The sequence below is a fragment of the Paractinoplanes abujensis genome (assembly GCF_014204895.1).
Lineage (GTDB): Bacteria > Actinomycetota > Actinomycetes > Mycobacteriales > Micromonosporaceae > Actinoplanes > Actinoplanes abujensis.
The window spans coordinates 2522258-2544516 of sequence record NZ_JACHMF010000001.1 but is presented as its reverse complement, the minus strand read 5'-3'; the positions used below and the strand labels follow the sequence as shown (position 1 = coordinate 2544516).

The window sequence follows — 22259 nt, the reverse complement described above, 5'->3', positions numbered from 1 at the left end:
TTGTCGCATCATGGTTGCTCGGGTTGTCCATCAGTGCTCGGGGCGGCGTTCGCGGAGGCGGCCGAGTAGGCACCCGTGAACGCCCCTGATTGAATGCCGGCCAGGTCGAGCGCGACAAAACGGAAACCGGCCCCGGTCACCGCGCGCAGCACATGGTCGCGCAGCGGATCCTGCACGGCCCGGACGAGATCGCCGGCGGGCAACTCGACCCGGGCGACGTCGCCGTGGTGCCGTACGCGAAGGTCACCGAAACCCAGCCGGCGCAGCGCCGCCTCCGCCTGTTCGACCTCGCTCAACTTGCGCGGGCTGACGATCTGGAAGTGGGGGATGCGGGACGCCAGGCACGGCGCGGCGGGCTTGTCGGCGCACGGCAGCGCGAACGCGCGCGCGATCCGGCGTACGGCGGCCTTGTCCAGACCCGCGTCGGCCAGCGGAGTCAGCACCCGGTGGGCCGCGGCCGCTTTCGCCCCGGGCCGGTCGTGGCGGCGCACGTCGTCAGCGTTCTCCCCGTAGGCCACCGCGTCGAGCCCGTGCTGCGCGCTGACGGCCGCGTCGATGCGCGTGAACAGCTCGTCCTTGCAGTGGTAACAGCGATCGGGGCCGTTCGCGCGGTACGCCTCGCGCTCACCTTCGCGCGTCTCGACCTCGATCATCGGCACCCCGATGTGCGCGGCCACCTCGTGCGCGGCGGTCCGCTCGTCGGCGGCCAGGCTCGGCGACACCCCGAGGACGGCCAGCACCCTTTCCGGCCCGAGCGTGCGCGCGGCCAGCGAGAGCAGCACCGACGAGTCCACCCCGCCCGAGAACGCCACGCCGAGCCGCCCGATCCCGCGCAGCTGCTGCGCCATGTGGGTCAGCGCCCGCGCGACGTCGGGTGGTTCCGGATCTGTCACGCTGTCATTCACGCTGCCCACCTCGGTCACTAGCAAGCTGTTGCCATTAGTTGCGGTTGTGACATCACCGACGACGGTACCTGCGCCGTCGTCAGTGGTGGTGCGGCGTTCGCGCGGACGGCGACCGAAATCAGTGATGGCGCCGGCTCCGGACGTGAGGCCAGGCCTGTGGCATCCGGCGCGATCGATGCAGCAGGGCCCGCCCGGCCGAGTCGCCGAGCAGCACACGGGCGGCGCGGTGTTGGACAACGGTCACTCTCTCGGGCCGCCTGGCCGGCTCGAACGACGAAGGGCTGCCATTCTTGCGCGAGTCCGGGCGGTGCCGGGCGGAGCGCCTCCCCGGCACAGCTCCGGGAGCACGCCTGCCCGACGTCGCCGCCGGGCATTGACGGCCTGGTCGGCGACGAGACGGGGGCGCGGCGCGAAGGACCTCTTCGCCGAGTTCTCCATGCATCTTCCGCCGGGCGGCAACATGAGCACCGCGCTCGACGGGCCCGCCGCGCCGGCCTCGGCCGGCTTCGCCTGCATCGACCTGCCCGTACCCGACGGCCAAACGGGTCGCGCAAGTACTTCGACGATCTGCCGGCCAGGCGCCCGGTCGAGTCCCGCGCCCGGCTGCCCGACGACCTGAGCGGCCGTGATCGGATCGTTCTGCACCGGCCGCGCGTGGCTGTTCAACCATTGCCGGGGCCTCGGCCAAACGGAGTCCTGCCTATTCGGCAGGCTGCGAAAACGGTTCCGGCCGGCCCGGAAGGTCAGCGCGCCAGTTCGTCGAGCTCGAACTCGTTGCCCCGTACGCCGCTCAGGAAGGCCGTCCACTCCGCCCTGGTGAAAGCCAGCACCGGACCGCCCGGGTTCTTGGAGTCACGCACCCCGACGACCCCGTCGACCAGGGCCACCTCGACACAGTTCGTCTCGGAGCTGCTCCTGGACTTGCGCCACCGGGCCGACCGGAAATCAAGCCGCCGCATGACCGTCCACCTCCTCCAGATCGATTCGGTTTCCCCGACCCATCGTATGGAGTAAACGGAGTGGCGCTATGTCCAGCGACTGTCCGGTAGCCGACTGTCAATTAATCGCAGTCAATCACTTGTATTTGGCCAGAAGGGCGCGCGCGGCCGCCCGGCGCAGCTTGCCGGACGGCGTCTTCGGCAGCGATCCGGGCGGCAGGACGCACACCTCCGCGGGCCGCGCGTCGATCTCCGCGACCACCCGGGCCCGGACCTCCTTGGCGATCCGCTCCGCGGCCTGTTGGTCGCCGGCGTCGCGCGACTCGGCCAGCACCGCGAACGATTCACGAGCGAGTCCGTCCCCGGCGAGCAGGCGCACGGCGGCGACGTTGCCCTCCCGTACGCCGGGAACTGTCGCGGCCGCCCGCTCGATGTCGGTCGGGTAGATGTTGCGGCCGCCCATGATGATCACGTCTTTGCGCCGCCCGCACACCACGATCTGGCCGTCGGCCACGTAGCCCTCGTCGCCGATGTCGAGCCAGCCGTCGGCGTCGCGGGCCGGCTCGAACCCGCCGGGCGTGATGTAGCCGTCGGTCACCGACTCCCCGCGCAGCTGCAGGCGGCCGACCTGGCGCTCACCGAGGCTCGCGCCCTCGTCGTCGACGACGCGCACCTCGACGCTGGGGAACGGCCGGCCCAGCATGGGTATCTCGCGCGGACCCGGCTTGGCCAGGCGGTCGCGTTCGAGTGCGACGGGGTCGACCCGGTCGAGCGTCATCGGATCGGACACCTCGGACAGCGAGATCACCAGGGTGCTCTCCGCGGCGCCGTAACAGCAGTTCACCGCGCCGGGATCGAAGCCGAAGCGGGACGCGGCGGTGACGAACGCGCGCATCGTCGCCGGGTCGATCGGCTCCGCGCCGTTGCACGCGACGCGCAGCGCGGACAGATCGAGAGTGCCTGGTTCGACCCGCGCGAGCTGCCGGGTGAGCACCGCCCACGCGAAATTGGGCGCGGTGGTGATCGTCCCGCCGTACCGGCTCATCAGCTCGGCCCACAGCAGCGGCCGGCTCAGGAAGTCGGCCGGTGTGACGCTGACCAGCTCCAGGCCGCTGAGCATGGGCAGCGCCAGGCAGCCGATCATGCCCATGTCATGGAACATCGGCAGCCACGACACCATGACGCCGTCCTCGCCGCAGCGGAGGTGGTGGCTCGAGTCGGTCAGGTTGGCGAACAGGTTGCGGTGGGTGATCCGGACGGCCTTCGGCTCGGCCGTGGAGCCGCTGGTCAGCTGGAGCAGGGCGGGACTGTCCTCGCCGGCCTCGACCGGCGCGGCTTCGTCGCCGGCGGCCAGCTCGCCCGGGCTGACATTCGGGATCCCGTACCCGTCCAGGATCGGCGCCATCTGCTCGAACGGCGCGCCGACGACGACCAGCTGCGCGTCGATCATGCGCAGCACGCGCAAGGTGTCGTCGCGCCAGACGCTCAGATCGGTGCGCGGGGTGGGCTGGTGCACCATCGTCATGCTCCCGCCGGCCAGCCAGACACCCTGAGCCACCGGCGCGATCTCGACCGGCATCCCCGCCAGCACCGCCACCGCCTGCCCGGGCCGCAGCCCGTTGGCGATCAGCCCACCCGCGACGCGGCGGGCCTGACTGTGCAGCTCGGACCACGTGCGCCGGACGGCCTGCCCCGGTTCCCCGGTGACCATGCCGGTGCGGGCCCGCTCCGCGTTCGCGACCACACCCTCGACGAAACGACTCACGCGACCTCCCACGCTGGACGGCTCGGAACCGGGCCGTCACGACGGCTGTGGATCCGGCCCTCACGCTACGCGGCCGCCCTCAAGATCGCGTTCCGTTGTCCACGGGGCACGATGCGGCTTCTCAAATCTCCAGCTGCTGCTCGATGAGGCGCAGCCGATGGCGGGCCATGGCCAGGTTGGCGCGATCGCGATGCAGCGCCAGATAGACGAACAGGCCGCGCCCGTCCGGTGACGTGACCGGGCGGATCACGTGATATTGCGAGCCCAGCGTGACGAGAATGTCCTCGACCGATTCCTGCATTCCGAGCATTTCCAGCGTGCGCAGTTTCGCGCGCAGCACCTCCGTATTGGCGGCCGCCGCGACGGAGACGTCGAAGCCGAACCCGCCGCCCGCCGTCCCCAGTGCCATGCCGCTGGTCCAGTCCACGATCGCGACCGCGATCGCGCCGTCGACCTGCAACGCGTCCTTGAGTGCCACGTCCATCTCGGCCATGCCCCGTAAGTCCCTTCCGTTTGCCTGGGTTCCAGCATGGACCCCAGCGGCGCACGTCGATCGGACACCGCGTCCGTCGTGGCGGCGTGCGGGCGTTCCACAGTCATCATGTGCGGCGCTCGAATTGAAGACTTCTGCAATTCGGCAGATCACCAATTGCTGATCGTCGTGGCCTGGCCTTCCCGTCCGGGCCGTCCGGCGAATTCCGTACGATTGCCGCACGGATTCAGGTGGGAGACGTCGATGTCAGTGCCGCTCTACCAGGCGAAGGCGGAAATGTTCCGCACGCTGGGCCATCCCGTGCGGATCAGGGTGCTCGAACTGCTGCAGGCCGGGCCCCGCCCCGTACGGGAACTGCTGTCCGAGATCGACGTCGAGCCGTCCAATCTCTCGCAGCAGCTCGCGGTGCTGCGGCGTACGGGAGTGGTTGTCTCTTTCCGCGACGGCGCCTTGGTGATGTATGCGCTGAGCACGCCCGATGTGGCCGACCTGCTGGCCGCGGGCCGGCGCATCCTGGGCGCGGTGCTGGCCGACCGTGACGGGCTGCTGGCCGAGCTGAAGGCGCACACGCCCGCAGACTGATCGGCGGTCGCGCAGGGCACCACGTCGGTCGACGGTCAACGGGGCCGCCGCCACCCGATAGGGTGCTGCGATGGATCGCACCGCGCTGGTCACCGGCGCCTCGTCCGGCATCGGCCTGGCCACGGCGGCCGCACTCGTGGCCAGGGGCTACCGGGTTCTGGGCACGAGCCGGCACCCGGAAACGGTCGGCAAGCCGGCCGAGGGGGTCGAATACCTGCCGCTCGACCTCACCGATCCGGCCTCGATCGAGGCGCTCGCGGGGCGGCTGAAAACGGTCGACGTCCTCGTCAACAATGCCGGCGAGAGCCAGTCCGGTCCGTTCGAGGAGTTGCCCGGCGAGGCCTTGCGCCGCGTTTTCCAAGTCAATGTCCTGGGTCCCGTACGGCTGGCGCAGTTGACTCTGCCCGGAATGCGCGAGCGAGGTCACGGCCGGGTGGTGATGGTCGGCTCTATGCTCGCGTCGTTCCCGCTGGCGTACCGTTCGTCCTACGTCGCCACCAAAGCGGCCATCAAAGGGTTCGCCAACGGGGCCCGCCACGAGTACTCGCCGTACGGGGTCTGGCTGACCACGGTGGAACCGGGCGCGATCGCGACCGGCATCAGTCAGCGGCGCACAAGCTACATCGAGCCGGATTCGCCGCACCGCGCGCAGTACGAGCGCATGCTGGCCGCCCTCAATCGCAACGAGGCGGCCGGTGTCTCCGCGGAACGGGTCGCGGCCACCATTGTCCGCGCGATCGAGGCGAGCCGGCCCCGGCAGCGGTACGCCGTGGGCAGCAACGCCGCAGTGGTGTTCCCGCTACGACGGCTGGCCCCCATCGCTCTGGTCGAAAAACTCACCCACAAACGGCACGATCTCGCCCGCTGAGAATGTCAGGAACGAAGCGCGTCCCGCACGTTCTTCTGCACGGCGATGACCGCGAACAACGTCATGGCGAAGGCGAGCCCGTAGAAGCCCTTCTCGCTCAGCGCCATCGTGCTGTTGAAGAGCCCGACAGCCGGCAGCACCACGGAGAAGCCGACCACACCCCACGCAAGGCACAGATAAAGGCCGGAGACGGGAACGCCTTCGGCCCGGTCGCGCACCGATTTCTGCAACGAGACCGCACCGAACGCGCCGAGCACGAGCAGCACGGCGAAGAAGCCTTTTGCGGGCGGGGCGGCTACTCCGGGTGGCCGGCGAGTTCGTCACGCCGCTGACCGGAGCTCGGCGATGATGCGTCCGGCCTCGGCCTCGTCGGTGGTCTCCCGGCCGGCGTCGGCTGTGCCCAGTGAGACGCCGCCGGTGCCGGGCAGGGTGCGCTTGGCCGAGGCGTGCACGGCCGGGACACCGGTGCGCACGATGGCGGCGACGACCTCGGGTCGCACACCGCCGCCGGCCATGATCTCGATGCGGCCCGCCGCCTCGGTGACCAGGCGGGCCAGGGCGGGCAGGGCGTCGGCCACGCTGGTGGCCCCGGCCGAGGTCAGGATGCGCCGCACCCCCAGCTTGACCAGGTCGCCGATGGCCTCGGCGGGGTCGGCCAGGGTGTCGAAGGCGCGGTGGAAGGTAACGTCGGCGCCCGTGTCGACGATCCGGCTGACCAGGTCGGCGTCGACCCGTCCGTCCCGGACGCCGCCGATGACCACCCCGGAGGCGCCGGCGGCGAGCGCATGCCGCACGTCGGAGAGGGTCGTCGCCACCTCGGCGGAGGAGTAGTCGAAGCCGCCCGGGCGCGGCCGCACCAGCACGTGCACCGGCGGGATGCCCGGGGTCGCCACGGCCGCCTCGATGAACCCGAGCGACGGCGTGACCCCGCCCAGCGGCAGAGCGGAGCACAGTTCGATGCGGTCGACGCCGGGGCGTGCGGCGACGGCCAGCCCGTGCGCGTCCTGAACAGCCAACTCGAAGGCAACCATCAGGGCGCGATCTCCACTTGTCGAGGCGGGGCGGGACCGGCCCAGTATTTCATCGATCTCCCCGTACGGGTGTCAGGCCGTCGCGCGTCGCAGAAGTTCGCTGGTGGCGGCCCACAAGCGGCGCTCGCGGGCGCGGTCGTGGGCGACGGGCTCGACCGGGGCCAGGCGGTCGCGCACCACGAACGCACCATCGCGCAGGTTCGCCCACTTGGCGTCGAGCGCCATCGAGGCCAGCTGCGGCCCGGAGCTCTCGGGGGTGGCCACGCCGGGGATGCGGGCGATGCCGCGCGCAACTGCCCGAACGGCGGCGGGCGCGTCCCGGCCCAGGGCGGTGCCGGGCATCCAGCCGGGCTCGAACACCGACACGTTGATGCCGGCTGCGACGTGTCGTTGCAGTTCGTGCGCGTAGTAGAGAAGGGCCAGCTTGGCGTTGGAGTAGGCGACGCCGGACGAACCTTCCGCCGGTTGCGCGATGTCCATCGGATCGGTCCACTCCGCCGCGGGAACGTGCAACAAACGGCGCCAGAAGTTGGCGTGATAGGTGTTCGAGCCGAGCAGGATGATGCGCGCCGGCTGCTCGAGGACGTCCACGAGGTCGCCGATCAGCTGGGCGTGCGCGAGATAGTTCACGGCGAACGTCAGCTCGTACCCGTCGGCCGATGCCTTGCGCGTGTCGGCCGACATGGCGCCCGCGTTGGCGATGAGTGCGCGAAGCTGTCGCACCCTGCCCGTTTCCAGCATTTCCCGTACGGTCGTGGCCGCGGCGCGCACGTCGGCCAGGCGGGACAGGTCGGCCCCGATCTCGTGCACTGTCGCGCCCAGCGCGCGCGCCTCGGCCGCGACGTCGGTGAGCGCCCGCCCCGGACGACCCACCAGCAGCAGATCGGGACGCTCGGCCCGGGGCCGGCCCGCCAGGGCGAGGGTGGTGGAGCGGCCCAGACCGCGGGTCGGGCCGGTGATCAGAACGGTTGTCATGCACGGAGCGTGCGGCCGCCCGCACCCCCTCAGGCAGTCGTGCGGTTTTCGTAGGACCGGCAGGGCCAGGACACCCGCGCGCCCGGCGAGCACACTGGGACGCATGGAGACGTGGGAGTTCGGCCGCACGCTGCGCCGCTGGCGGGACCGGGTGACGCCCGAGGCCGTAGGTGTGCCCGCGGGCCGCCGGCGCCGGGCCAGCGGCCTGCGCCGGGAGGAGCTGGCCGGGCTGGCCGGTATCTCGGCCGACTACCTGACCCGGCTCGAGCAGGGCCGCGCGACCGCCCCTTCGGCCCAGGTCGTGGAGGCGCTGGCCCGGGCCTTGCGGCTCGCGGACGCCGAGCGTGACCTGCTCTACCAGCTGGCCGGGCACGCCACCCCCGGGCTCGACGTGGTGCCGTCGCGGGTCACGCCGAGCGTGCAGCGGCTGCTCCAACGGCTCGCGCACACCCCGGTGGTCGTCTATGACGCCACTTGGACGTTGGTGCTCGCGAACGCGCCGTACGACGCGCTGATGGGCGACACCACCGGCTGGCACGGCATCGAACGCAACGCGATCTGGCGCAACCTGCTCGGCCCGTCCTCACGCGTCGTGCACACACCGCGCGAGCACGCCGAGCACGTGGCGAGGTTGATCGCCGACCTGCGCCTGACCGCCTCGCGATATCCGGCCGACCGGGCGCTGCGCAAGCTGATCGGGGAGCTGGCCGAGGCCAGTCCGCGCTTCGCCGAGCTGTGGGAGAGCGACGCCGCGCCGCCCGCGCCCGGGGAGACGTCGAAACACAAGGTCATCGAGCACCCGGCGGTGGGCCGGATCGCGCTCGACTGCGACACGCTGGTCGTCTCGCTCGACGACCTGCGCATCATGATCTACACCGCCGAGCCCGGCACCGAGGACGCTGACCGGCTGGCCCTGGCCACCGTCCTCGGCACGCAGTCCTTGACCGCGGGGTGAGGCCCGTGATGCGCTCGGAGCCATGTCGGAACTCGTCGTTGACGTCAACCTGCTCATCCGCCGCCCGGCCGCCGAGGCGTACGAAGCCTTTGCCGACCCCGCCTCGATCCGCAAGTTCTGGCTGGCCGGCTCGTCCGGGCGGCTGGAGACCGGGGCCCGGGTCCACTGGGTCTTCAAGATCGCCGGTGCCGAGACCGACGTCGAGGTGGTCGCGGCCGAGCCGGGCAAGCTGCTCGACCTGCGCTGGGACGGCGGGCAGCCGGTGCGCTTCACGTTCGAGGCGCGCGACTCCGGCACGCTGGTCGGGGTGCTGGTGACCGGTTTCGACGGCGACGACGGGGCCGCGGTCGCCGTCGAGACCATGTCCGGGTTCACGCTGGTGCTGGCTTCGCTGAAGCAGTGGCTGGAGCACGGCGTCGAGGGCGACCTGATGTACGACAAGTTTCCCGACGCCGAGTACTCCGACCGCTGACCGTCAGTCGTTGCGGGCCACCTCGGGGCCGGTGATCTGGCGCAGCAGGGGCAGGGTGAGGCTGACCACGCCCAGCGACGCGGCGATGCCGGCCAGCACGACGGCGTAGAAGGCCACGCCGGGCGGCTGCAGCGACGTCTCCATCTGGGCCCGCAGGAACAGGTGCGCCGCGAGCAGGCCCGCGCACAAGGCGACAGCCGCGGCGGCCAGCAGCGGCGTCACGCTCTCCAGGGCCACGACCCGGCGCAGAGTGGCCAGCGGGACACCGGTCAGGCGCAGCATGCTGAACGGCCGTTGGCGTTCGCTCAGCCCGCCCGCGACGCTGACGGCCAGGCTGCACCCGGCGATGGCCAGGCTGGCCAGCACAACCACGTCGGCCAGGCGCTTCCAGCCGTTGAAGACCTTGGCGTCCTCGGTCCGGCCCTCGGCGTCGGTGTAGGGCGGCAGCGCGGCGGGGACGGCGTTCTCGATGATCGTGCGGGCCCGGGCCACCGTGGCCGGCGCACCGTCGGTGAGCGTGACGAACGAGTCCGCACGCAACGCCGGCAGGGCCGCGGCGGGGATGTCGGCGGTCGGCCACGTACCGTTCCAGCCCTCCGGTCCGCGCAGGTCGTGCCACGTCCAGGCTACCTCGGCACCCGGCGCACAGCGGCCGTTGGACGGCATCCGGGCGATGTCGGCGCAGGCGGCCAGAGTGGACGGGAAACCCCAGTCACCGATGTCGCCGCCGGGAACGGGCAGAGTGCCCGGCGGTTGCCGGGTCACGGCGATCTCCCGTACGCCGGGGGTGCCGGGCAGCGCGTCCGGAACCGGGTCGGTCAGCGTGCCGCGAATCATCGTGATCAGCATCGACCGGTCGGCGTCCCCGGCCGCGGGACCCCGGTCGGCGGCGATCGTGCCCATGATCCCGACGGCGACCGTGGTGACGAACAGGGCGATCACCAGGCCGCTGACCGAGCGGAAACCGGCCTTCGGGTTCGCGGCCAGGCGACGGGCGGCGATCAGGGCCGCGGCGCCGCGGGCCCGCCGCGCGACCAGGCGGGCGCCGGTCATCGTGAGCCACGGACCGGCCACGAGCAGCCCGATCATCGTGAGGAAGATGCCCGAGAGGTACGCGGCGATCTGCTCGTTCGTGGTGGGCGGGCGCCGGCCGATGAAGTAGGCCAGCTCGGCCAGCCCCAGAACGAGCGGAACGATCCGCCACGCCCGTGGTGGGCGCGGGCGCACCTGACGGGTCACGCCGAGCGGGGAGATCCGCACGCGCCGCAGGGCCAGCAGCGCCGCCACGACGGCCAGCGCGGGCACCCCGAGCGCGACCGCGAGCACGATCGGCGCCGTCAGCGCCAAGTCGCCGGGGAACATCGGCGCGCCGGTGAGCGGGATCGCCGCGACGGTGCCGCGCAGTGCGAAGAAGACCACGAAACCGCCGAGCGTGCCCGCGATCGCCGACACGGTGGCCTCGACCGCGGCGACCAGGGCGATCTGCCGGGGCGTGCCGCCGACCAGGCGCATGGCCGCGAACCGCTGCTCGCGCCGGGTGGCGGACAGCCGGGTGGTCGTCGCGATCAGGATGAACAGCGGGAAGATGAGCGCGGCGGCCACCACGGCCAGGATCAGCTTGACCCCGGCCGGGTCGACCCCGCTGAAGCACCACTCCCGGCAGTTGTCGGGCGGCGTCGAGAGAATCGTGCCGACCCGCGACACGTCGGGCCGCTGGGCCAGCTCGGCCGGGGAGTACCCGGCCACGGCGATCAGCGAGTCGGGGGCGGGCAGGGCGGCGTCGCCGACGAGACCCGCGAGCCGGCCCGGGAAACGGTCGCCCAGCTGGTCGGCCGGGGTCGCGGCGATGCGTTCGGCCAGGGCCGGGGACGCGAAGAACTCGCCGGGGGCGGGCAGGCGGTCGAGGCCGGGCGGGACCGGCGACCGCGGGCCCGTGGCGGCCAGGTCGATGCGGCCGGACACCTCGGTGCCGACTACGTCGGTGCGCAGCTGCCACCACAGCGGGTCCGGTCCTTGCGCCGCCGCGGGATCGTTGGCCGAGTTCAGCCACGCGTAACGATCGGCCTGCGCGGTGACGCCGCCGAGACCGGCCAGCGCGGTCAGCAGCATGCCGGCACCGAGCGCCATGGCCACCGAGATGACCACCAGCCGTACGAGCGCCTCACGTCCCCCCGCCAGCGTGAGACGCAACCCGAACCTGATCATCCGACCGGCTCCGCCGTGAGGGCCAGCACCTTGCCGTCGCGCACGACCACTTCCCGATCCGCGTACGCGGCCACGCGCGGCTCGTGCGTGACGAGCACGATGGTCGTACCCTCGTCGCGGGCCACCGTCACCATCAGGTCCATGACCTGTTCGCCGGTGAGCGAATCGAGCGCGCCGGTGGGCTCGTCGGCGAACAGCACGCGCGGCCGGGCGACCAGCCCGCGGACGAGGGCAACGCGCTGGGCCTGACCGCCCGAGAGTTCGCCGGAGGTGCGCCGGCCCAGGTCACCGAGCCCGAGCCGGTCGAGCCAGGCCCGCGCCTCGGTGAGCGCCTTCGTCCGGCGTACGCCCGCAAGCAGCAGCGGAAGCGCGACGTTCTCCTCGGCGCTGAGCTCGGGAACCAGCTGCCCGAACTGGAACACGAAACCGAACGTGTCGCGGCGCAAGCTGCTGCGCGCGGTCTCGCCCAGCCGGTCGACGCGGCGGCCGTCGAACAGGATCTCGCCCCGATCGGGCACGAGGATGCCGGCCAGGCAGTGCAGCAGCGTGGACTTGCCGGAGCCGCTCGGGCCCATGACGGCCAGGATCTCGCCCTCGTGCACGGCGATCCCGGCCCCGCGCAGGGCGGGCGTGGTGCCGAACGAGAGGTGGACGTCGTGGGCCTGCAACAGGGCGTTCGTCATCGGGCTCGGACCTCCTGGGCCAGCGCGTCGAGGCGGGCGGCGGTGAGGTCGATCCAGCGCAGGTCGGCCTCGATGTGGAACAGGGCATGGTCGGCCAGCAGCGAGTCGACCAGGCTGCCGGTGCGCTTGACCTGGGTCAGCTCGCGCATGCGTTGCATGTGGGCCGCGCGCTGGGTGTCCAGATACTGCTCGGCCGGGCGGTCGAGCAGCAGGGCCAGCGTGACCTTGGCGAACAGGACCGTCTGCAGATGCGGCTCGGGCGCGACCGGCTCGGTCAGCCACGCCCCGACCTCGGTGGCGCCGCGGTCGGTGATGACGTAGCGCTTGCGGTCGGGGCCGGCGCCCGCCTCCAGGTCGCTGATGACGACCTTGCCGTCGCGGGCAAGTCTGCTCAGCGTCGAGTAGACCTGCCCGAACGACAGGGGTTTGTCGCGGCCGAAGAACGCGTCGTAGTCGCGCTTGAGGTCGTAGCCGTGGCGCGGTTCACGCTCGAGCAGGCCGAGCAGGGTGAGGGGCACTGTCATGCCGAGCACTATACGCCCAGAGTATACGCTCGGAGTAGACCAATTATCGGCGCTCCATGCCGCGCAGGACTGAGTGCGCGCCGCGCCGAGCCGGGTCGTCGAGGAAGTGCCGGGAGTTGATAGCACCGCTGCGGTGACGACGTGCCAACGGCGTGTCGGCAGTGCGACTGAGCAATCAGGCCGGCTCTACGCGGTGATGGAAGAGGGGGGTCGTGATGGCCCTGCAGTCATGGCCGCAGGTCAAGAACGGTGACCCTGGATCAGCCGGTGATCAGGCTCGTGACGTCCTGGATGCGATGCCGGTCGCGGTCGGTCAGGGGCCGGCCCTTGAGGTCGGCCATGATCTCCAGGAGGCGGGATGCGGGCGACTCGTCGGCCTCGACGACCAGGAGCCGCAGACCGAGCGTCTCGGCCAGACGGTTCACGGCTGCGAGGGTCGGGTTGCCACGGCCGTTCTCCAGATTGGCGATGTAGGGCACCGAGAGGCCTGCCTGCGCCGCCACGGAGGCGATCGTGCGACCGTCGGCCACCCGCTTCCGCTTGAACATCACCCCGAGTTCCTCTATCTCCACGAGACACATATTGCCATGAAGTGTCTTGTGGGAATAGCTTCGGGTCATGGGGTTCCGGCGGTTGTGGGCGGCCACGACGATCGATTCGTTCGGGTCATGGTTGCTTGTGATGGCCGTGCCGCTGCAGGTGCACCGGCTGACCGGCTCGGCCCTGTCGACGGGGCTGGCCCTGGCCGTGCAGGCGGCGCCGGCCGTGCTGATCGGTCCGTGGGCCGGGGTGCTGATCGACCGCTGGCCGCGCCGGTCGGTGCTGGTGGGAGCCAACCTGGCGGGTGCGGCGGCGGTGGTCCTGATGCTGCCGCCGCACGTCGGCTTCCTGCTCGCCGGGCTGCTGGGCGAGAGCGTGGTCGTGTGTTTCCTGCGGCCGGCCCTGCGCGCCGTGCTGCCCGCGGTCGCCGACGACCTCGCCTCGGCCAACTCGCTCACGGCCCTCAGCGACAGCGCCCTGCGCATGATCGGCCCGGTGATCGGCACCTTCCTGACCGCGCGGGGGTGGTTCGAGCTCGTCGTCATCGTCGACGCCGTGAGCTACCTGGCCGCCGCGGCCATCATCGCGGGGCTCGCCTTGCGGCCGTCGGCTGTGGACGCTTCGCCGGCCGGGATGCGTGACGTCCTGGCGTCGCCGTTGCTGCGCGGGATGCTCGTGGCCAGCTGGGTCTACTGGACGGGGAACGCCGCCCTGACCGCCCTGCTCGTCCCGTTCACCGTGACCCGGCTGCACGGCTCCGGGGTGGAGCTCGGTTATCTGATCGCCGGCCTCGGCCTGGGTTACGTCGCCGGGTCCGCGGTCAGCGGCCGCGTCGTCCGCCGGTACGGGACCCGCGGCATCCTGACTGTCGCGTACACCTTGGTCGGTCTCTGCTTCCTGGTGATGGTCAACGCCACCACGATCGTCGTCGCTGTCGTGGCCGTGACGCTCGCCGGTGCGCCGGGTGTGATCGCGGGTGTCGCCATCACGTACGGGATGCAGGCGTCGACCCCGGATGCCCTGCTGGGCCGGGTCGCCGCCACCTTCTTCGTGAGTGATGCCGTGGCCGCGGTGGCCGGTGCGTTGCTGGCCGCGCTGGTGGTCACGGCAGCGACGTTGGAGGTGGCGCTCAACGCCTTCGGTGCGCTGGTGGTGTGCTGCGGCCTCCTCTGCGCCGTGCTGCTCGCCGGTCATCGCCCGTCGATCGCGGCCCGGGTCACGTCGTGAAGGCGTTGCTGGAAGCTGGGATCGAGGGCGAGCGGGTTCGGTGCGGCGGGGGAGCGCTCGTCGTAGTAGGTGCCGTTGTCGCCCTCGCGCGTGATGACGTGGACGAGAGTGGCCGCGGCGCGCTCGGCGGAGGCGCCCCGAACGGCGGGCCAAGTTGACGTCGTCGAGATGCGGGGTCGCCGACAGGTGTGTGGCCGAGGAGACGTTCACGACCCGGCCCGGCGCCCCGAGCCGCTCGGTGAGTAGGACTGCCGCCACGTAGTTGATCTGGAACGTGATCTCGTGGCCGTCGCCGGACAGGGTGCGCAGCTCGGGGCCCGGGCGCGCGGCGTTGTTGACGAGCACGTCGACGCGGCCCGCAGTGGCCCGGAGCCGCTCGGCCAGCTCGGTCACGGCGCGCAGCGAGCTGAAGCCGGCCCGGAAGTAGCTGACGTTGCCGCCCTCGGCCAGCGGTGACGACTCCTCGACGCCGTGCAGGATCAGCCGGCCCGCCCGCCCGGCCAGCGCATGCGCCGTGGCCAGGCCGATCCCGCTGGTGGCTCCGGTCAGCACGACGGTCTTGTCGTCGAGTTTCATCGCCGCAGCTTAGGGCTCGGCCGGCCGGGTCCCGCAGTTGTCCACAATGCAGGGTTGTCCACAGGCCGACCCCCGAAGATCGGTTCGCTGCGCCAGAATCGGCCCGCTCCGCGAGCCACGACGGAGCCGAAGCAGGGGGCCGGGGGACCCCCGGTGGGCGGGCCCCTGCCCTGAGGGAGGTACTAGATGATCACGCTATCCGGCCGCGGCGTAGGCGTTCGCCGGGCGGGTGGCCGCCTCGGGCGCGGAAAGCCGGCCCGCCTCCAGCAGCACGACCTGATCGGCGGGGGCGGCCGAGGGCAGCCGGCCGGCCGTGGCCAGCACCGTGACGTCGAGGGCGGCCAAGCCTTCCAGCACGCGCAGTTCGGTGGCCGCGTCCAGCCCGGTCGTGGCGTCGTCGAGGATCAGCAAGCGGGGCCGGCGCAGCACGGCGCGGGCCAGGGCGAGGCGGCAGCGCAGCGAGTCGTCGGCGAGCGACGTGTCCAGGCCGTCGGGCAGGGCGCGCACCTCCTCGTCGGCCGCGGCCACGCGCAGGGCGTCCCACAGGTCCGTTTCCGGATAGGTGGCGCCGAGCCCGAGGTTGTCGCGGATCGGCGCGGCGACCAGGAACGGCGTCGCGGTCACGACCGTCACGCCCGTGGGGTGCTGACCGCGTACGTCGATGCCGTCGAACTTGACCACGCCGCCGGTGGGCGCGAGCCCGGCCGCGAGGTCGAGAAGTGTGGTCTTGCCCGAGCCCGTGCTGCCGACCACGACGGTCAGCGTGCCCGGTTTCAGCGTGAGGGTGGCGCCGGCGAGGATGCGGTGGCCCGCCCTCGTGACCGAGGCCCGCTCGAAATCCACCCGCATCGGGGTAAACCCGTCGAGCTGCCGGTTCTTCCCGCCCATGCCGGACCCCTGTCCCGTCCCGTCCCCCCGCAACGCCCATCAAACTAGTAGGTATTGGGGCTGCGTGTCCACCGCCTCGTTGTGGTTCGATCATCCCCGTGCGCGGATCACGGGCGGCGACCCTCAACCGGACCGAGCGGTGGTTCGTGCGGGCCGCCCTGCCCCAGCTGATCGTGGGCTTCACCGCGCGCGATCAGGTCGTGCCCCGCATGTTGCCGTTCCTGACCGGCGCCTCGATCTACTGGCTGTTGCAGGCCGCGTCGGTCGGCACGTTCGTCGCGCTGGCCGTCCCGCTCCTCGCGACGGCCCTGGTCTGGCCGTTCACGGCGGGGCTGAACGGGCGCCGGCCGCCCCGGCTGGGGCGGGCCGGCACGATCGGGGCCGGCGTGTTCTTCGCGGCGGTGTTCATCGCCGGGGGCTCGCTGCTCTACCGGGTGCGCCCGGGCGCGTTCGGCCGCGAGGTCGCGGCGCAGGACCGCACCTGGCTGATCGTCGGGGTGGCCGGGCTGCTCGTCTTTGCGGCCACGTTCGCCGGCGGGTTTCTGGCCACCTCGTACGGGGTGGTGGCAGCTCTGCGCCACGCCGTCGGTGACCTGGCCAAAGGGCTGGCCGGCATTCCCCGCTCGTTCGGACGGTCGCTGCCGGTGGTCCTGTTCGGCACGGTGTTCCTGTTCTTCACCGGTGAGCTGTGGCAGCTGCTGGACCGCCTGCCCTGGCCGCGGGTGTGGCTCGTGCTGGCTCTGCTGACCGTCATCGTGGCCCTGGCCACCTGGCGGGTCGTGCGCGGCTACGACGAGGACCCGGTCGGCCCGCCGCCCACGCGGGAGGACCTGGCCGAAGCCTGCGCCGGCACCCCGCTGGCCGGTGTCGACGTCGAGGCGGTCGACGTGCGGCCGCTGGAGCAACGCCAGGCCCTCAACGTGCTCGTGCTGCTCACCGTCCGCCAGCTGGTGCAGGCCGCCGTCATCGGCTTCGGCCTGTTCCTGTTCTTCGCCACGCTGGGGCTGATCACCGTGCAGCAGGAGACGGCGGCCACCTGGATCGGGCACGACCCGGAACCGTCGGGCCTGCTCGGGCTCCCGATGGCCCTGTTCAAGCTGGCCGCCCTGCTGGCCTCGTTCGGCGGGGTCTCGTTCGCGACGACGTCGATGACGAATCTGGAATACCGCAAGGAGTTCTTCGAGCCGGTGCTGGAGAGCATCCGCCGCCCGATCCTCGTGCACGCCGTCTATCGGAAGCTGGCCGGCGAGACCCGTTAGTCCTCGCCGGAGAACCGTTCCCAGGCCGACTGCTTGGTGATGCCGAGCGCCTCGCCGATCGTCGTCCACGTCGTGCCCCGGCTGCGCAGCAAGCGGGCGATCCGCCCGACCGCCCGGTCGACCTGATGTTTCAGGGACGCGACCCGGACCATGGTCGCGATCAGCTCCTCGTCGGTCTGGTCCTCCCACAGGCGGACGCCTTCGAGCCGCTTGCCCGCGAGCACGTCGTTGCAGAGCCGCACGCACTCGTCGCAGATGGCGGGGCCGGGACCCGCGATCAGCTGGGCCACCTCCTCCTGTTTCTTGCCGCAGAAGGAGCACCGCATCTCGAGATCCATGATTACCTCCGCCTGTCGTCAGGTAGATCCTGACGTCAGGCTAAACCTGACGGTTCCGCGATCGCAAGCCCTTGCCCCTCACGTGACGTCATGGCGGATAGTCGAGCGCGTGGAAGAGCACCTCAGCGTGGGCCAGGTGGCCGAACTGGCCGGAGTCACCGTGCGCACCCTGCATCACTACGACGAGATCGGCCTGCTGCGACCGTCCGCGCGCACGAGCGCCGGTCATCGGGCGTACGCCGCGGGCGATGTGGAAAGGCTGCGCGAAGTGCTCGCGTACCGCCGCCTGGGTTTCGGTCTGCAGGAGATCGCCGGCCTGGTCGGCAACCCGGCCATCGATGCCGTCGCGCACCTGCGGCGGCTGCGCGGGCTGCTGGCGGATCAGCGCGACCGCGCGGCGGCGATGGTGAAGGCCCTCGACCACGAGCTGGCCGCGCGCACCCGAGGGATCGCGACGACACCGGAGGAGCAGTTGAGAATGCTGTACGACACGATCGGATCGGCCTACCCGGCGACCAGGCGCACCGAGCCGCGGATCGCTGCGCGGATCTGGTCCGCGCTGGGCGACGCGCGCACGGTCCTCAACGTCGGCGCCGGCACCGGCTCGTACGAGCCTGCCGACCGCGACGTCACGGCGGTCGAGCCGTCGGCCGTGATGCGCGCGCAGCGTCCGCCGGGCGCGGCGCCGTGCGTGTCCGCCGCGGCGGAGAGGCTGCCGTTCGCGGATCAGTCGTTCGACGCCGCGATGGCGGTCAGCACCGTCCACCATTGGCGCGATCCGATCGCGGGGTTGCGCGAGATGCGCCGGGTGGCCCGGCGCGTCGTCGTGCTCACCTACGAGGCGAGCACGAGCAGGTTCTGGCTCACCCGTGACTACCTTCCCGAGTTCGAGCAGCTCGCCGCCGCCCTGCCGCCCCTGGCCGACCTGACCGGCGCGATCGGCGGGCAGGCGGAACCCGTGTTGATCCCATGGGACTGTGCGGACGGCTTCTTCGAGGCGTACTGGCGCCGTCCGCAGGCCTATCTGGACAGTTCCGTCCGCCGCGCGGTGTCGGTGTGGACGCGGGTCGGTCCGGAGGCCGAGCGGCGGGCCGTCGAAGCCCTGCGCGACGACTTGGCGAGCGGACGATGGGCGGGCCGCAACCGCGACGTCGCCGCTCTGGACACGGCGGAACTGGGCCTTCGGCTGCTCGTAGCATGATGGGGACATGTCCGACGTGCAGAAGCCGTGGCTGGTCCGGAAAGGTCGTCACGAGCAGCGGCCGCGCGAGGTGGTGCACGACCTGATCGACGTCGCGGCCGGCTCCGCGTACGTCATCCTCTGGGAGACCCCGCACGGGCCGGTGCTCTACGTCGTGCCCCTCGGCCCCGTCGGCCACGCCGAGCACGAGGAGCTGACACGGCAGCTGATGACCCGGCTGGTGGCGCCCGGGCGCCACCCCGCCACCCTGATCCTCCAGCCGTCCACGGTCTCGCTCGACACGCTGGTGCTGGACCGCCAGACCGGCCCGTTCGTCTACCTGCGGCCGATCGGTGGCCGTCAGGGAGCTGCCAAGATCGGCCGGAATCTGGGCGCCGACCTCCCGATCTGGGTGAGCGGAACCACCACTGTGGAGACGGCTCGCGCGATGCTGGCCGAGCGCGGGCGGACGGTGCCGGTGCCGGACAGCACGAGCTGGGGGCGCAGCGAGGCCATGCTGCTGGTGGGGATGCGGGCCGGTCTGCCCGAGACCCATCCGCGCGCCTGGGGTGCCCTGGCCCGCGAGCACCGGGTCGTCCTGGAGCAGGTCCGGGCCGGTCACGCACGCCTGCCGGATCGTTCCGCGGGCTGGTACCTGGCCGCCCGGCCCCGTCCGCCCCAGCCGCCCGAGCCGTTGCGCACCCTGCTCGACGAGGCGGCCTTTCCCGCCGATCGGGGTGAGCGGGCCGCCGCCGAGATCATCACCCTGGAAGCGGCCGCGCGTGACATGGATCGCGACGACCCACGCATCGAGCCCTTCACCGCCGCCGCGAGCAAGCTGGCCTTCCTGATGGCGCAGGACAGGTCGTCGAGGATCATCGGTCACGAGCCGCCCACCCCGCATCTCGACCACGCCCGGGCCGCCGGTCTCATCGCGGCCGTCGCGCCCTGGTCCGGCGAGGTGGCCCGGACCTGGCGCCAGACCCTTTCCCCCGTACGGGATCAGCCTGCGGCGCTGCGTCGGCATCGGCTCACGGCCGCCGGGAAGCACGGCCGTCCCGAGGAGGTCTACCGTGATCGGGCGGGCCGATACGTGCTCGTGTTCGGCGACACGGTGTGGGCCGAGTGGCCGCGCGATCCCGCCGTCGCCGCCACGTGGACCGACGAGACGATCCTCGCGGCCGACGGTCCGAGCGGTCCGCTGCTCGCGTTCACCCCGGATCCGGGCGGGGTGGTCCGGGCCGATCCGCTGCCGGCCGCCCTGGTCGACGGGGGCCCGATGCGGTTCGACGACGACAAGCACGTCATGCGGCTGCTGCTGGGCCTGGCCCTCGTCCCCGCGGACGCCGAGTTCGCGGCGCGGGCGTTCGTCTTCGGGGTGCTGACCGAGGAGCCCGGCATGACGTTGTGGCCGGCCCTGACCGCGCGTGGCGACCGGTTGCGGCTGCCCTGGCCGACCGTACGGGCCGCGGCCGCGGCCGACGTCGCCCTCGCGCGCCGGCTGCTGGCTCCCGGGGCGCCGGCGCTCTATCAGTACTACGTCGTCACGGACGACATGACGCACCAGACCGTCCAGGTGGTGCGCCGTTCGGCCACGGCCAAGGGCGGGGAGCGCGACGAGTCGTTCACCGGTCGCGGCTGGAAGCGCACCCTCACCATCTTCGACATCAACCACGGCCACGGCGACAACTACGAATATCGCCGGCTGCGTGCGGAGGAGGTCGGGCCGGCGATCGAAGCCGAACGGAGGCGTCGGACGTAGCGGGACAACGAACTCGGCGAGGGCAACGCCTTCAGCCGCTACACCGAGCGGGCCCGCAAGGTCGTCGTGACCGCGCAGGAGCAAGCCCGTGCGCACAGCAGCGACCAGATCGGCCTCGGTCACCTGCTGCTCGGCCTGATCGCCGACCCGTCCGCGCTGGGGGCCCGGGTGATCGTCAGCCAGGGCGTACCGCTCGACGCCGTCCGTTCCGCGGTCACCCTGCCGCCGGCGGCCGCGTCGGTGCCCGCGCTCATCCCGTTCGACGCGCCGGCCAAGAAGGCCCTGGAGCTGACGTTCCGCGAGGCCCTGCGGATGAACCACACGTACGTGGGCACCGAGCACATCCTGCTGGCGTTGCTCGAACTCGAGGACGGCACCGGCGTGCTCTCCGGCCTCGGCCTCGGCAAAGCCGCCGCCGAGGCGGCCGTCAGCGCCGCTCTGGCCGCCAGTCCGGCTCCGGGCCGACCGGCAGACGCTGGGCGGGGACAGTCGGGCGACCGGTGAGCACGCCCTGGGCGATGCGGTGCAGGTCGTCGAGGAACCGACCGTCGGCGGCCTGGATGACGGAAGGGGACAGATCGGCCTCCTGAAGGCGGCGGGTGTGGTCGATGACCGCGCGGACTGTGGCCGGGCGGCCCCGATGGTCAGCTCTCCTGTCGCGTCGAGCTGGTGCGTTGTGCGGAATCCGGTCGGGCCAGGACGTCGCGGTAGTGCTGGTTGGCCATGACGCCGAGGACGTTGCCGAAGGGGTCCAGGACCGAGGCGGTGACGAAGCCGGGGCCGCGCTCGGTGGGCTTGTCGTGAGCGGTGGCGCCGAGCGTGAGCAGGCGCTGGTAGGCGGCCTCGACGTCGTCGACCGCCCAGTAGAGGATCGCGCCGCCGGGCTCGGGGGTGTGCGGGTGCGGGGCGTAGGCGGCGTTGAGGATGCCGAACTCGTGCTCGTAGTCGCCGACGCGCCACTCGAGGTAAGCGCCGTCCCGGACGTAGTAGGGCTCGAGCTCGAAGACGTGGGTGTACCAGTCGCGGGCGGCGTCGAGGTCGGCGGCGAAGAACGTCACGGTGGTGAAGCCACGAAGAGCAGTCATGACCACATTCTGCGCACTTAAGTGCTCACCTTCTGAGCACTTTATCGAGCAGAATTCGTCGTATGCGAGCCGAACGACTGGTGGCGGCCCTCCTGTTCATGCAGACGCGGGGCCGGGTGACCGCGGCCGAGCTGGCCCGCGAGCTGGAGATCTCGGTGGCCACCGCGCGCCGCGACCTGGAGGCGTTGTCGGCGGCCGGGATCCCGGTCTATCCGCAGCCCGGGCGGCACGGCGGCTGGCAGCTGGTGGGCGGAGCCCGCACGGACCTGAGCGGGCTCACGGCGCGCGAGGCGCAGGCGCTGTTCCTGCTGGCCGGGCCGTCGGCGGAGTCGTCGGAGGAGATCAAGGCGGCACTGCGCAAACTCGTGCGGGCGCTGCCGGAGACGTACCGGAGCTCGGTGCAGGCGGCCGCGGACGCCACACTGATCGATCCTGCGCGCTGGGGTGCGTTGTCGCGGGAGCGGCCGGACGAGGTGCGGCAGTTGCAGGCGGCGATCGTCGGGCGGCAGCGGGTGCGGTTCGACTACCGCGGTGCGTCGCGGTCGGCCGACCCGTGGGGGCTGATCGACAAGGACGGCGTCTGGTATCTGATCGCCGGCACCGCGCAGGGCCGGCGCACGTTCCGGCTCGACCGGCTGGGCGGGCTCGAGGTGACGGCGGAGACGTTCGAGCGGCCGGACGACTTCGACTTGGACACGGCGTGGGGCGAGGTGGTCGGCGCGATGGAGGAACGCCGATCGCGTACGTGGGCGACAGTGCTCATTCCCGCGCGCTTCGTGTGGGTGCTGCGCGACCACTTCGGCCGGCACTGCCATCCCGGTGCCGAGGCGGAGGACGGCCGGGTGCGTGTCCGGGTCGGCGCGGCCACGCCGCTCGACATCGCGCGAACGCTGTCCGGTTGGGGCGCGACGGTGGAAGTGCTCGAACCTTCCTCCGTACGGGCGGAACTGGCCGACATCGGGACGGAACTGCGCGCCTTGTACGCATCTGAGTGACGACCGTCACAGC

Annotated in this window: 23 protein-coding genes and 3 pseudogenes; 10 read left to right on the top strand and 16 right to left on the bottom strand. The window is 71.9% G+C overall.

Annotated elements, in window-relative coordinates:
- Positions 1–8 precede the first annotated feature (8 nt).
- The 4 genes from larE to BKA14_RS11295 form a co-directional block, all read right to left on the bottom strand.
- Positions 9–905, bottom strand: coding sequence for an ATP-dependent sacrificial sulfur transferase LarE (larE, locus tag BKA14_RS11310; protein WP_239092352.1), 897 nt, complete (start codon positions 903–905; stop codon positions 9–11).
- Between the two features lie 743 nt (positions 906–1648).
- Entirely contained in the window at positions 1649–1864 is a 216-nt protein-coding gene (locus BKA14_RS11305; protein WP_184950887.1) for a DUF397 domain-containing protein, read from the bottom strand.
- Between the two features lie 115 nt (positions 1865–1979).
- A complete protein-coding gene (locus BKA14_RS11300) occupies positions 1980–3608 on the bottom strand; it encodes a fatty acyl-AMP ligase (RefSeq protein ID WP_184950886.1) in 1629 nt (542 codons plus the stop codon).
- A gap of 121 nt (positions 3609–3729) precedes the next feature.
- Positions 3730–4101 carry a hypothetical protein gene (locus BKA14_RS11295; RefSeq protein WP_184950885.1) on the bottom strand — a complete coding sequence of 124 codons (372 nt, stop codon included), beginning with the start codon at positions 4099–4101 and terminating at the stop codon, positions 3730–3732.
- A gap of 243 nt (positions 4102–4344) precedes the next feature.
- Between BKA14_RS11295 and BKA14_RS11290 the strand changes: the two genes are divergently transcribed.
- The gene (locus BKA14_RS11290) at positions 4345–4683 is read left to right on the top strand and encodes an ArsR/SmtB family transcription factor (RefSeq protein WP_184950884.1); all 339 of its coding nucleotides are present in this window, start codon (positions 4345–4347) and stop codon (positions 4681–4683) included.
- 70 nt (positions 4684–4753) lie between these two features.
- Positions 4754–5551, top strand: a complete 798-nt coding sequence (locus BKA14_RS11285; RefSeq protein ID WP_184950883.1) for an SDR family oxidoreductase — start codon at positions 4754–4756, stop codon at positions 5549–5551.
- Positions 5552–5556: 5 nt separating this feature from the next.
- On the opposite strand, the gene BKA14_RS11280 is transcribed toward BKA14_RS11285, so the two are convergent.
- The 4 genes and pseudogenes from BKA14_RS11280 to BKA14_RS11270 all read right to left on the bottom strand — a co-directional run bounded on the left by BKA14_RS11280 (position 5557) and on the right by BKA14_RS11270 (position 7557).
- On the bottom strand, positions 5557–5769 hold the full coding sequence (locus BKA14_RS11280) for a YiaA/YiaB family inner membrane protein (RefSeq protein ID WP_311776123.1): 213 nt from the start codon (positions 5767–5769) through the stop codon (positions 5557–5559).
- Positions 5770–5826, bottom strand: a pseudogene (locus BKA14_RS43800) (hypothetical protein); the annotation flags it as partial. It abuts the gene before it with no gap.
- A 45-nt stretch (positions 5827–5871) separates the two neighbouring features.
- On the bottom strand, positions 5872–6582 hold the full coding sequence (locus BKA14_RS11275) for a copper homeostasis protein CutC (RefSeq protein WP_184950881.1): 711 nt from the start codon (positions 6580–6582) through the stop codon (positions 5872–5874).
- A 72-nt stretch (positions 6583–6654) separates the two neighbouring features.
- Entirely contained in the window at positions 6655–7557 is a 903-nt protein-coding gene (locus BKA14_RS11270) for an SDR family NAD(P)-dependent oxidoreductase (protein WP_184950880.1), read from the bottom strand.
- A 103-nt stretch (positions 7558–7660) separates the two neighbouring features.
- Between BKA14_RS11270 and BKA14_RS11265 the strand changes: the two genes are divergently transcribed.
- Together BKA14_RS11265 and BKA14_RS11260 are read left to right on the top strand one after the other, a co-directional pair.
- Positions 7661–8512 carry a helix-turn-helix transcriptional regulator gene (locus tag BKA14_RS11265; RefSeq protein WP_184950879.1) on the top strand — a complete coding sequence of 284 codons (852 nt, stop codon included), beginning with the start codon at positions 7661–7663 and terminating at the stop codon, positions 8510–8512.
- A 22-nt stretch (positions 8513–8534) separates the two neighbouring features.
- Entirely contained in the window at positions 8535–8984 is a 450-nt protein-coding gene (locus tag BKA14_RS11260) for an SRPBCC domain-containing protein (RefSeq protein WP_184950878.1), read from the top strand.
- Between the two features lie 3 nt (positions 8985–8987).
- Here BKA14_RS11260 and BKA14_RS11255 read toward each other — a convergent pair whose 3' ends face one another.
- The 4 genes from BKA14_RS11255 to BKA14_RS11240 form a co-directional block, all read right to left on the bottom strand.
- Positions 8988–11189, bottom strand: coding sequence for an FtsX-like permease family protein (locus BKA14_RS11255; RefSeq protein ID WP_184950877.1), 2202 nt, complete (start codon positions 11187–11189; stop codon positions 8988–8990).
- Positions 11186–11872 carry an ABC transporter ATP-binding protein gene (locus BKA14_RS11250; RefSeq protein ID WP_184950876.1) on the bottom strand — a complete coding sequence of 229 codons (687 nt, stop codon included), beginning with the start codon at positions 11870–11872 and terminating at the stop codon, positions 11186–11188. The genes BKA14_RS11255 and BKA14_RS11250 overlap by 4 nt, the downstream gene beginning before the upstream one ends.
- Positions 11869–12396, bottom strand: a complete 528-nt coding sequence (locus BKA14_RS11245) for a PadR family transcriptional regulator (RefSeq protein ID WP_184950875.1) — start codon at positions 12394–12396, stop codon at positions 11869–11871. The genes BKA14_RS11250 and BKA14_RS11245 overlap by 4 nt, the downstream gene beginning before the upstream one ends.
- 260 nt (positions 12397–12656) lie before the next feature.
- Entirely contained in the window at positions 12657–12968 is a 312-nt protein-coding gene (locus BKA14_RS11240; RefSeq protein ID WP_184950874.1) for a helix-turn-helix domain-containing protein, read from the bottom strand.
- Between the two features lie 46 nt (positions 12969–13014).
- On the opposite strand from BKA14_RS11240, the gene BKA14_RS11235 reads away from it, so the two are divergent.
- Positions 13015–14163 (top strand): MFS transporter, encoded by a 1149-nt coding sequence (locus BKA14_RS11235; protein WP_184950873.1) that lies wholly within the window; start codon positions 13015–13017, stop codon positions 14161–14163.
- Between the two features lie 171 nt (positions 14164–14334).
- Here BKA14_RS11235 and BKA14_RS45530 read toward each other — a convergent pair.
- Both BKA14_RS45530 and BKA14_RS11225 read right to left on the bottom strand, forming a co-directional pair.
- Positions 14335–14739: pseudogene (locus BKA14_RS45530) on the bottom strand (SDR family NAD(P)-dependent oxidoreductase); the annotation flags it as partial.
- Positions 14740–14934: 195 nt separating this feature from the next.
- Entirely contained in the window at positions 14935–15627 is a 693-nt protein-coding gene (locus BKA14_RS11225) for an ATP-binding cassette domain-containing protein (RefSeq protein WP_184950872.1), read from the bottom strand.
- A 98-nt stretch (positions 15628–15725) separates the two neighbouring features.
- On the opposite strand from BKA14_RS11225, the gene BKA14_RS11220 reads away from it, so the two are divergent.
- Positions 15726–16886: a hypothetical protein gene (locus tag BKA14_RS11220; protein WP_184950871.1), complete on the top strand. Its 1161-nt coding sequence runs from the start codon at positions 15726–15728 to the stop codon at positions 16884–16886.
- Here the strand turns inward: BKA14_RS11220 and BKA14_RS45695 are convergent.
- Positions 16883–17224 (bottom strand): ClpX C4-type zinc finger protein, encoded by a 342-nt coding sequence (locus BKA14_RS45695; RefSeq protein WP_184950870.1) that lies wholly within the window; start codon positions 17222–17224, stop codon positions 16883–16885. The genes BKA14_RS11220 and BKA14_RS45695 overlap by 4 nt on opposite strands.
- Before the next feature lie 109 nt (positions 17225–17333).
- Here BKA14_RS45695 and BKA14_RS11210 point away from each other — a divergent pair, with 109 nt between their 5' ends.
- The 3 genes and pseudogenes from BKA14_RS11210 to BKA14_RS11200 form a co-directional block, all read left to right on the top strand.
- Positions 17334–18425: a MerR family transcriptional regulator gene (locus BKA14_RS11210; protein WP_184950869.1), complete on the top strand. Its 1092-nt coding sequence runs from the start codon at positions 17334–17336 to the stop codon at positions 18423–18425.
- A gap of 7 nt (positions 18426–18432) precedes the next feature.
- Positions 18433–20166 (top strand): hypothetical protein, encoded by a 1734-nt coding sequence (locus BKA14_RS11205; RefSeq protein WP_184950868.1) that lies wholly within the window; start codon positions 18433–18435, stop codon positions 20164–20166.
- 12 nt (positions 20167–20178) lie between these two features.
- A pseudogene (locus BKA14_RS11200) lies at positions 20179–20670 on the top strand (Clp protease N-terminal domain-containing protein); the annotation flags it as partial.
- 140 nt (positions 20671–20810) lie between these two features.
- On the opposite strand, the gene BKA14_RS11195 reads toward BKA14_RS11200, so the two are convergent.
- A complete protein-coding gene (locus BKA14_RS11195; protein ID WP_184950866.1) occupies positions 20811–21251 on the bottom strand; it encodes a VOC family protein in 441 nt (146 codons plus the stop codon).
- A gap of 62 nt (positions 21252–21313) precedes the next feature.
- Between BKA14_RS11195 and BKA14_RS11190 the strand changes: the two genes are divergently transcribed.
- Positions 21314–22246 (top strand): helix-turn-helix transcriptional regulator, encoded by a 933-nt coding sequence (locus BKA14_RS11190; RefSeq protein WP_184950865.1) that lies wholly within the window; start codon positions 21314–21316, stop codon positions 22244–22246.
- Positions 22247–22259: the final 13 nt, after the last annotated feature.

Bases quoted from the DNA above. Each gene is read 5' to 3' on its own strand.
- BKA14_RS11290 (WP_184950884.1), top strand. From the start codon at position 4,345: ATGTCAGTGCCGCTCTACCAGGCGAAGGCGGAAATGTTCCGCACGCTG.
- BKA14_RS45695 (WP_184950870.1), bottom strand. From the start codon at position 17,224: ATGGATCTCGAGATGCGGTGCTCCTTCTGCGGCAAGAAACAGGAGGAG.
- BKA14_RS11265 (WP_184950879.1), top strand. From the start codon at position 7,661: ATGGAGACGTGGGAGTTCGGCCGCACGCTGCGCCGCTGGCGGGACCGG.
- BKA14_RS11195 (WP_184950866.1), bottom strand. From the start codon at position 21,251: ATGACTGCTCTTCGTGGCTTCACCACCGTGACGTTCTTCGCCGCCGAC.
- BKA14_RS11235 (WP_184950873.1), top strand. From the start codon at position 13,015: ATGGGGTTCCGGCGGTTGTGGGCGGCCACGACGATCGATTCGTTCGGG.
- BKA14_RS11255 (WP_184950877.1), bottom strand. From the start codon at position 11,189: ATGATCAGGTTCGGGTTGCGTCTCACGCTGGCGGGGGGACGTGAGGCG.
- BKA14_RS11270 (WP_184950880.1), bottom strand. From the start codon at position 7,557: ATGACAACCGTTCTGATCACCGGCCCGACCCGCGGTCTGGGCCGCTCC.
- BKA14_RS11190 (WP_184950865.1), top strand. From the start codon at position 21,314: ATGCGAGCCGAACGACTGGTGGCGGCCCTCCTGTTCATGCAGACGCGG.
- BKA14_RS11260 (WP_184950878.1), top strand. From the start codon at position 8,535: ATGTCGGAACTCGTCGTTGACGTCAACCTGCTCATCCGCCGCCCGGCC.
- BKA14_RS11205 (WP_184950868.1), top strand. From the start codon at position 18,433: ATGTCCGACGTGCAGAAGCCGTGGCTGGTCCGGAAAGGTCGTCACGAG.
- BKA14_RS11285 (WP_184950883.1), top strand. From the start codon at position 4,754: ATGGATCGCACCGCGCTGGTCACCGGCGCCTCGTCCGGCATCGGCCTG.
- BKA14_RS11245 (WP_184950875.1), bottom strand. From the start codon at position 12,396: ATGACAGTGCCCCTCACCCTGCTCGGCCTGCTCGAGCGTGAACCGCGC.
- BKA14_RS11305 (WP_184950887.1), bottom strand. From the start codon at position 1,864: ATGCGGCGGCTTGATTTCCGGTCGGCCCGGTGGCGCAAGTCCAGGAGC.
- BKA14_RS11225 (WP_184950872.1), bottom strand. From the start codon at position 15,627: ATGGGCGGGAAGAACCGGCAGCTCGACGGGTTTACCCCGATGCGGGTG.
- BKA14_RS11295 (WP_184950885.1), bottom strand. From the start codon at position 4,101: ATGGCCGAGATGGACGTGGCACTCAAGGACGCGTTGCAGGTCGACGGC.
- BKA14_RS11275 (WP_184950881.1), bottom strand. From the start codon at position 6,582: ATGGTTGCCTTCGAGTTGGCTGTTCAGGACGCGCACGGGCTGGCCGTC.
- BKA14_RS11250 (WP_184950876.1), bottom strand. From the start codon at position 11,872: ATGACGAACGCCCTGTTGCAGGCCCACGACGTCCACCTCTCGTTCGGC.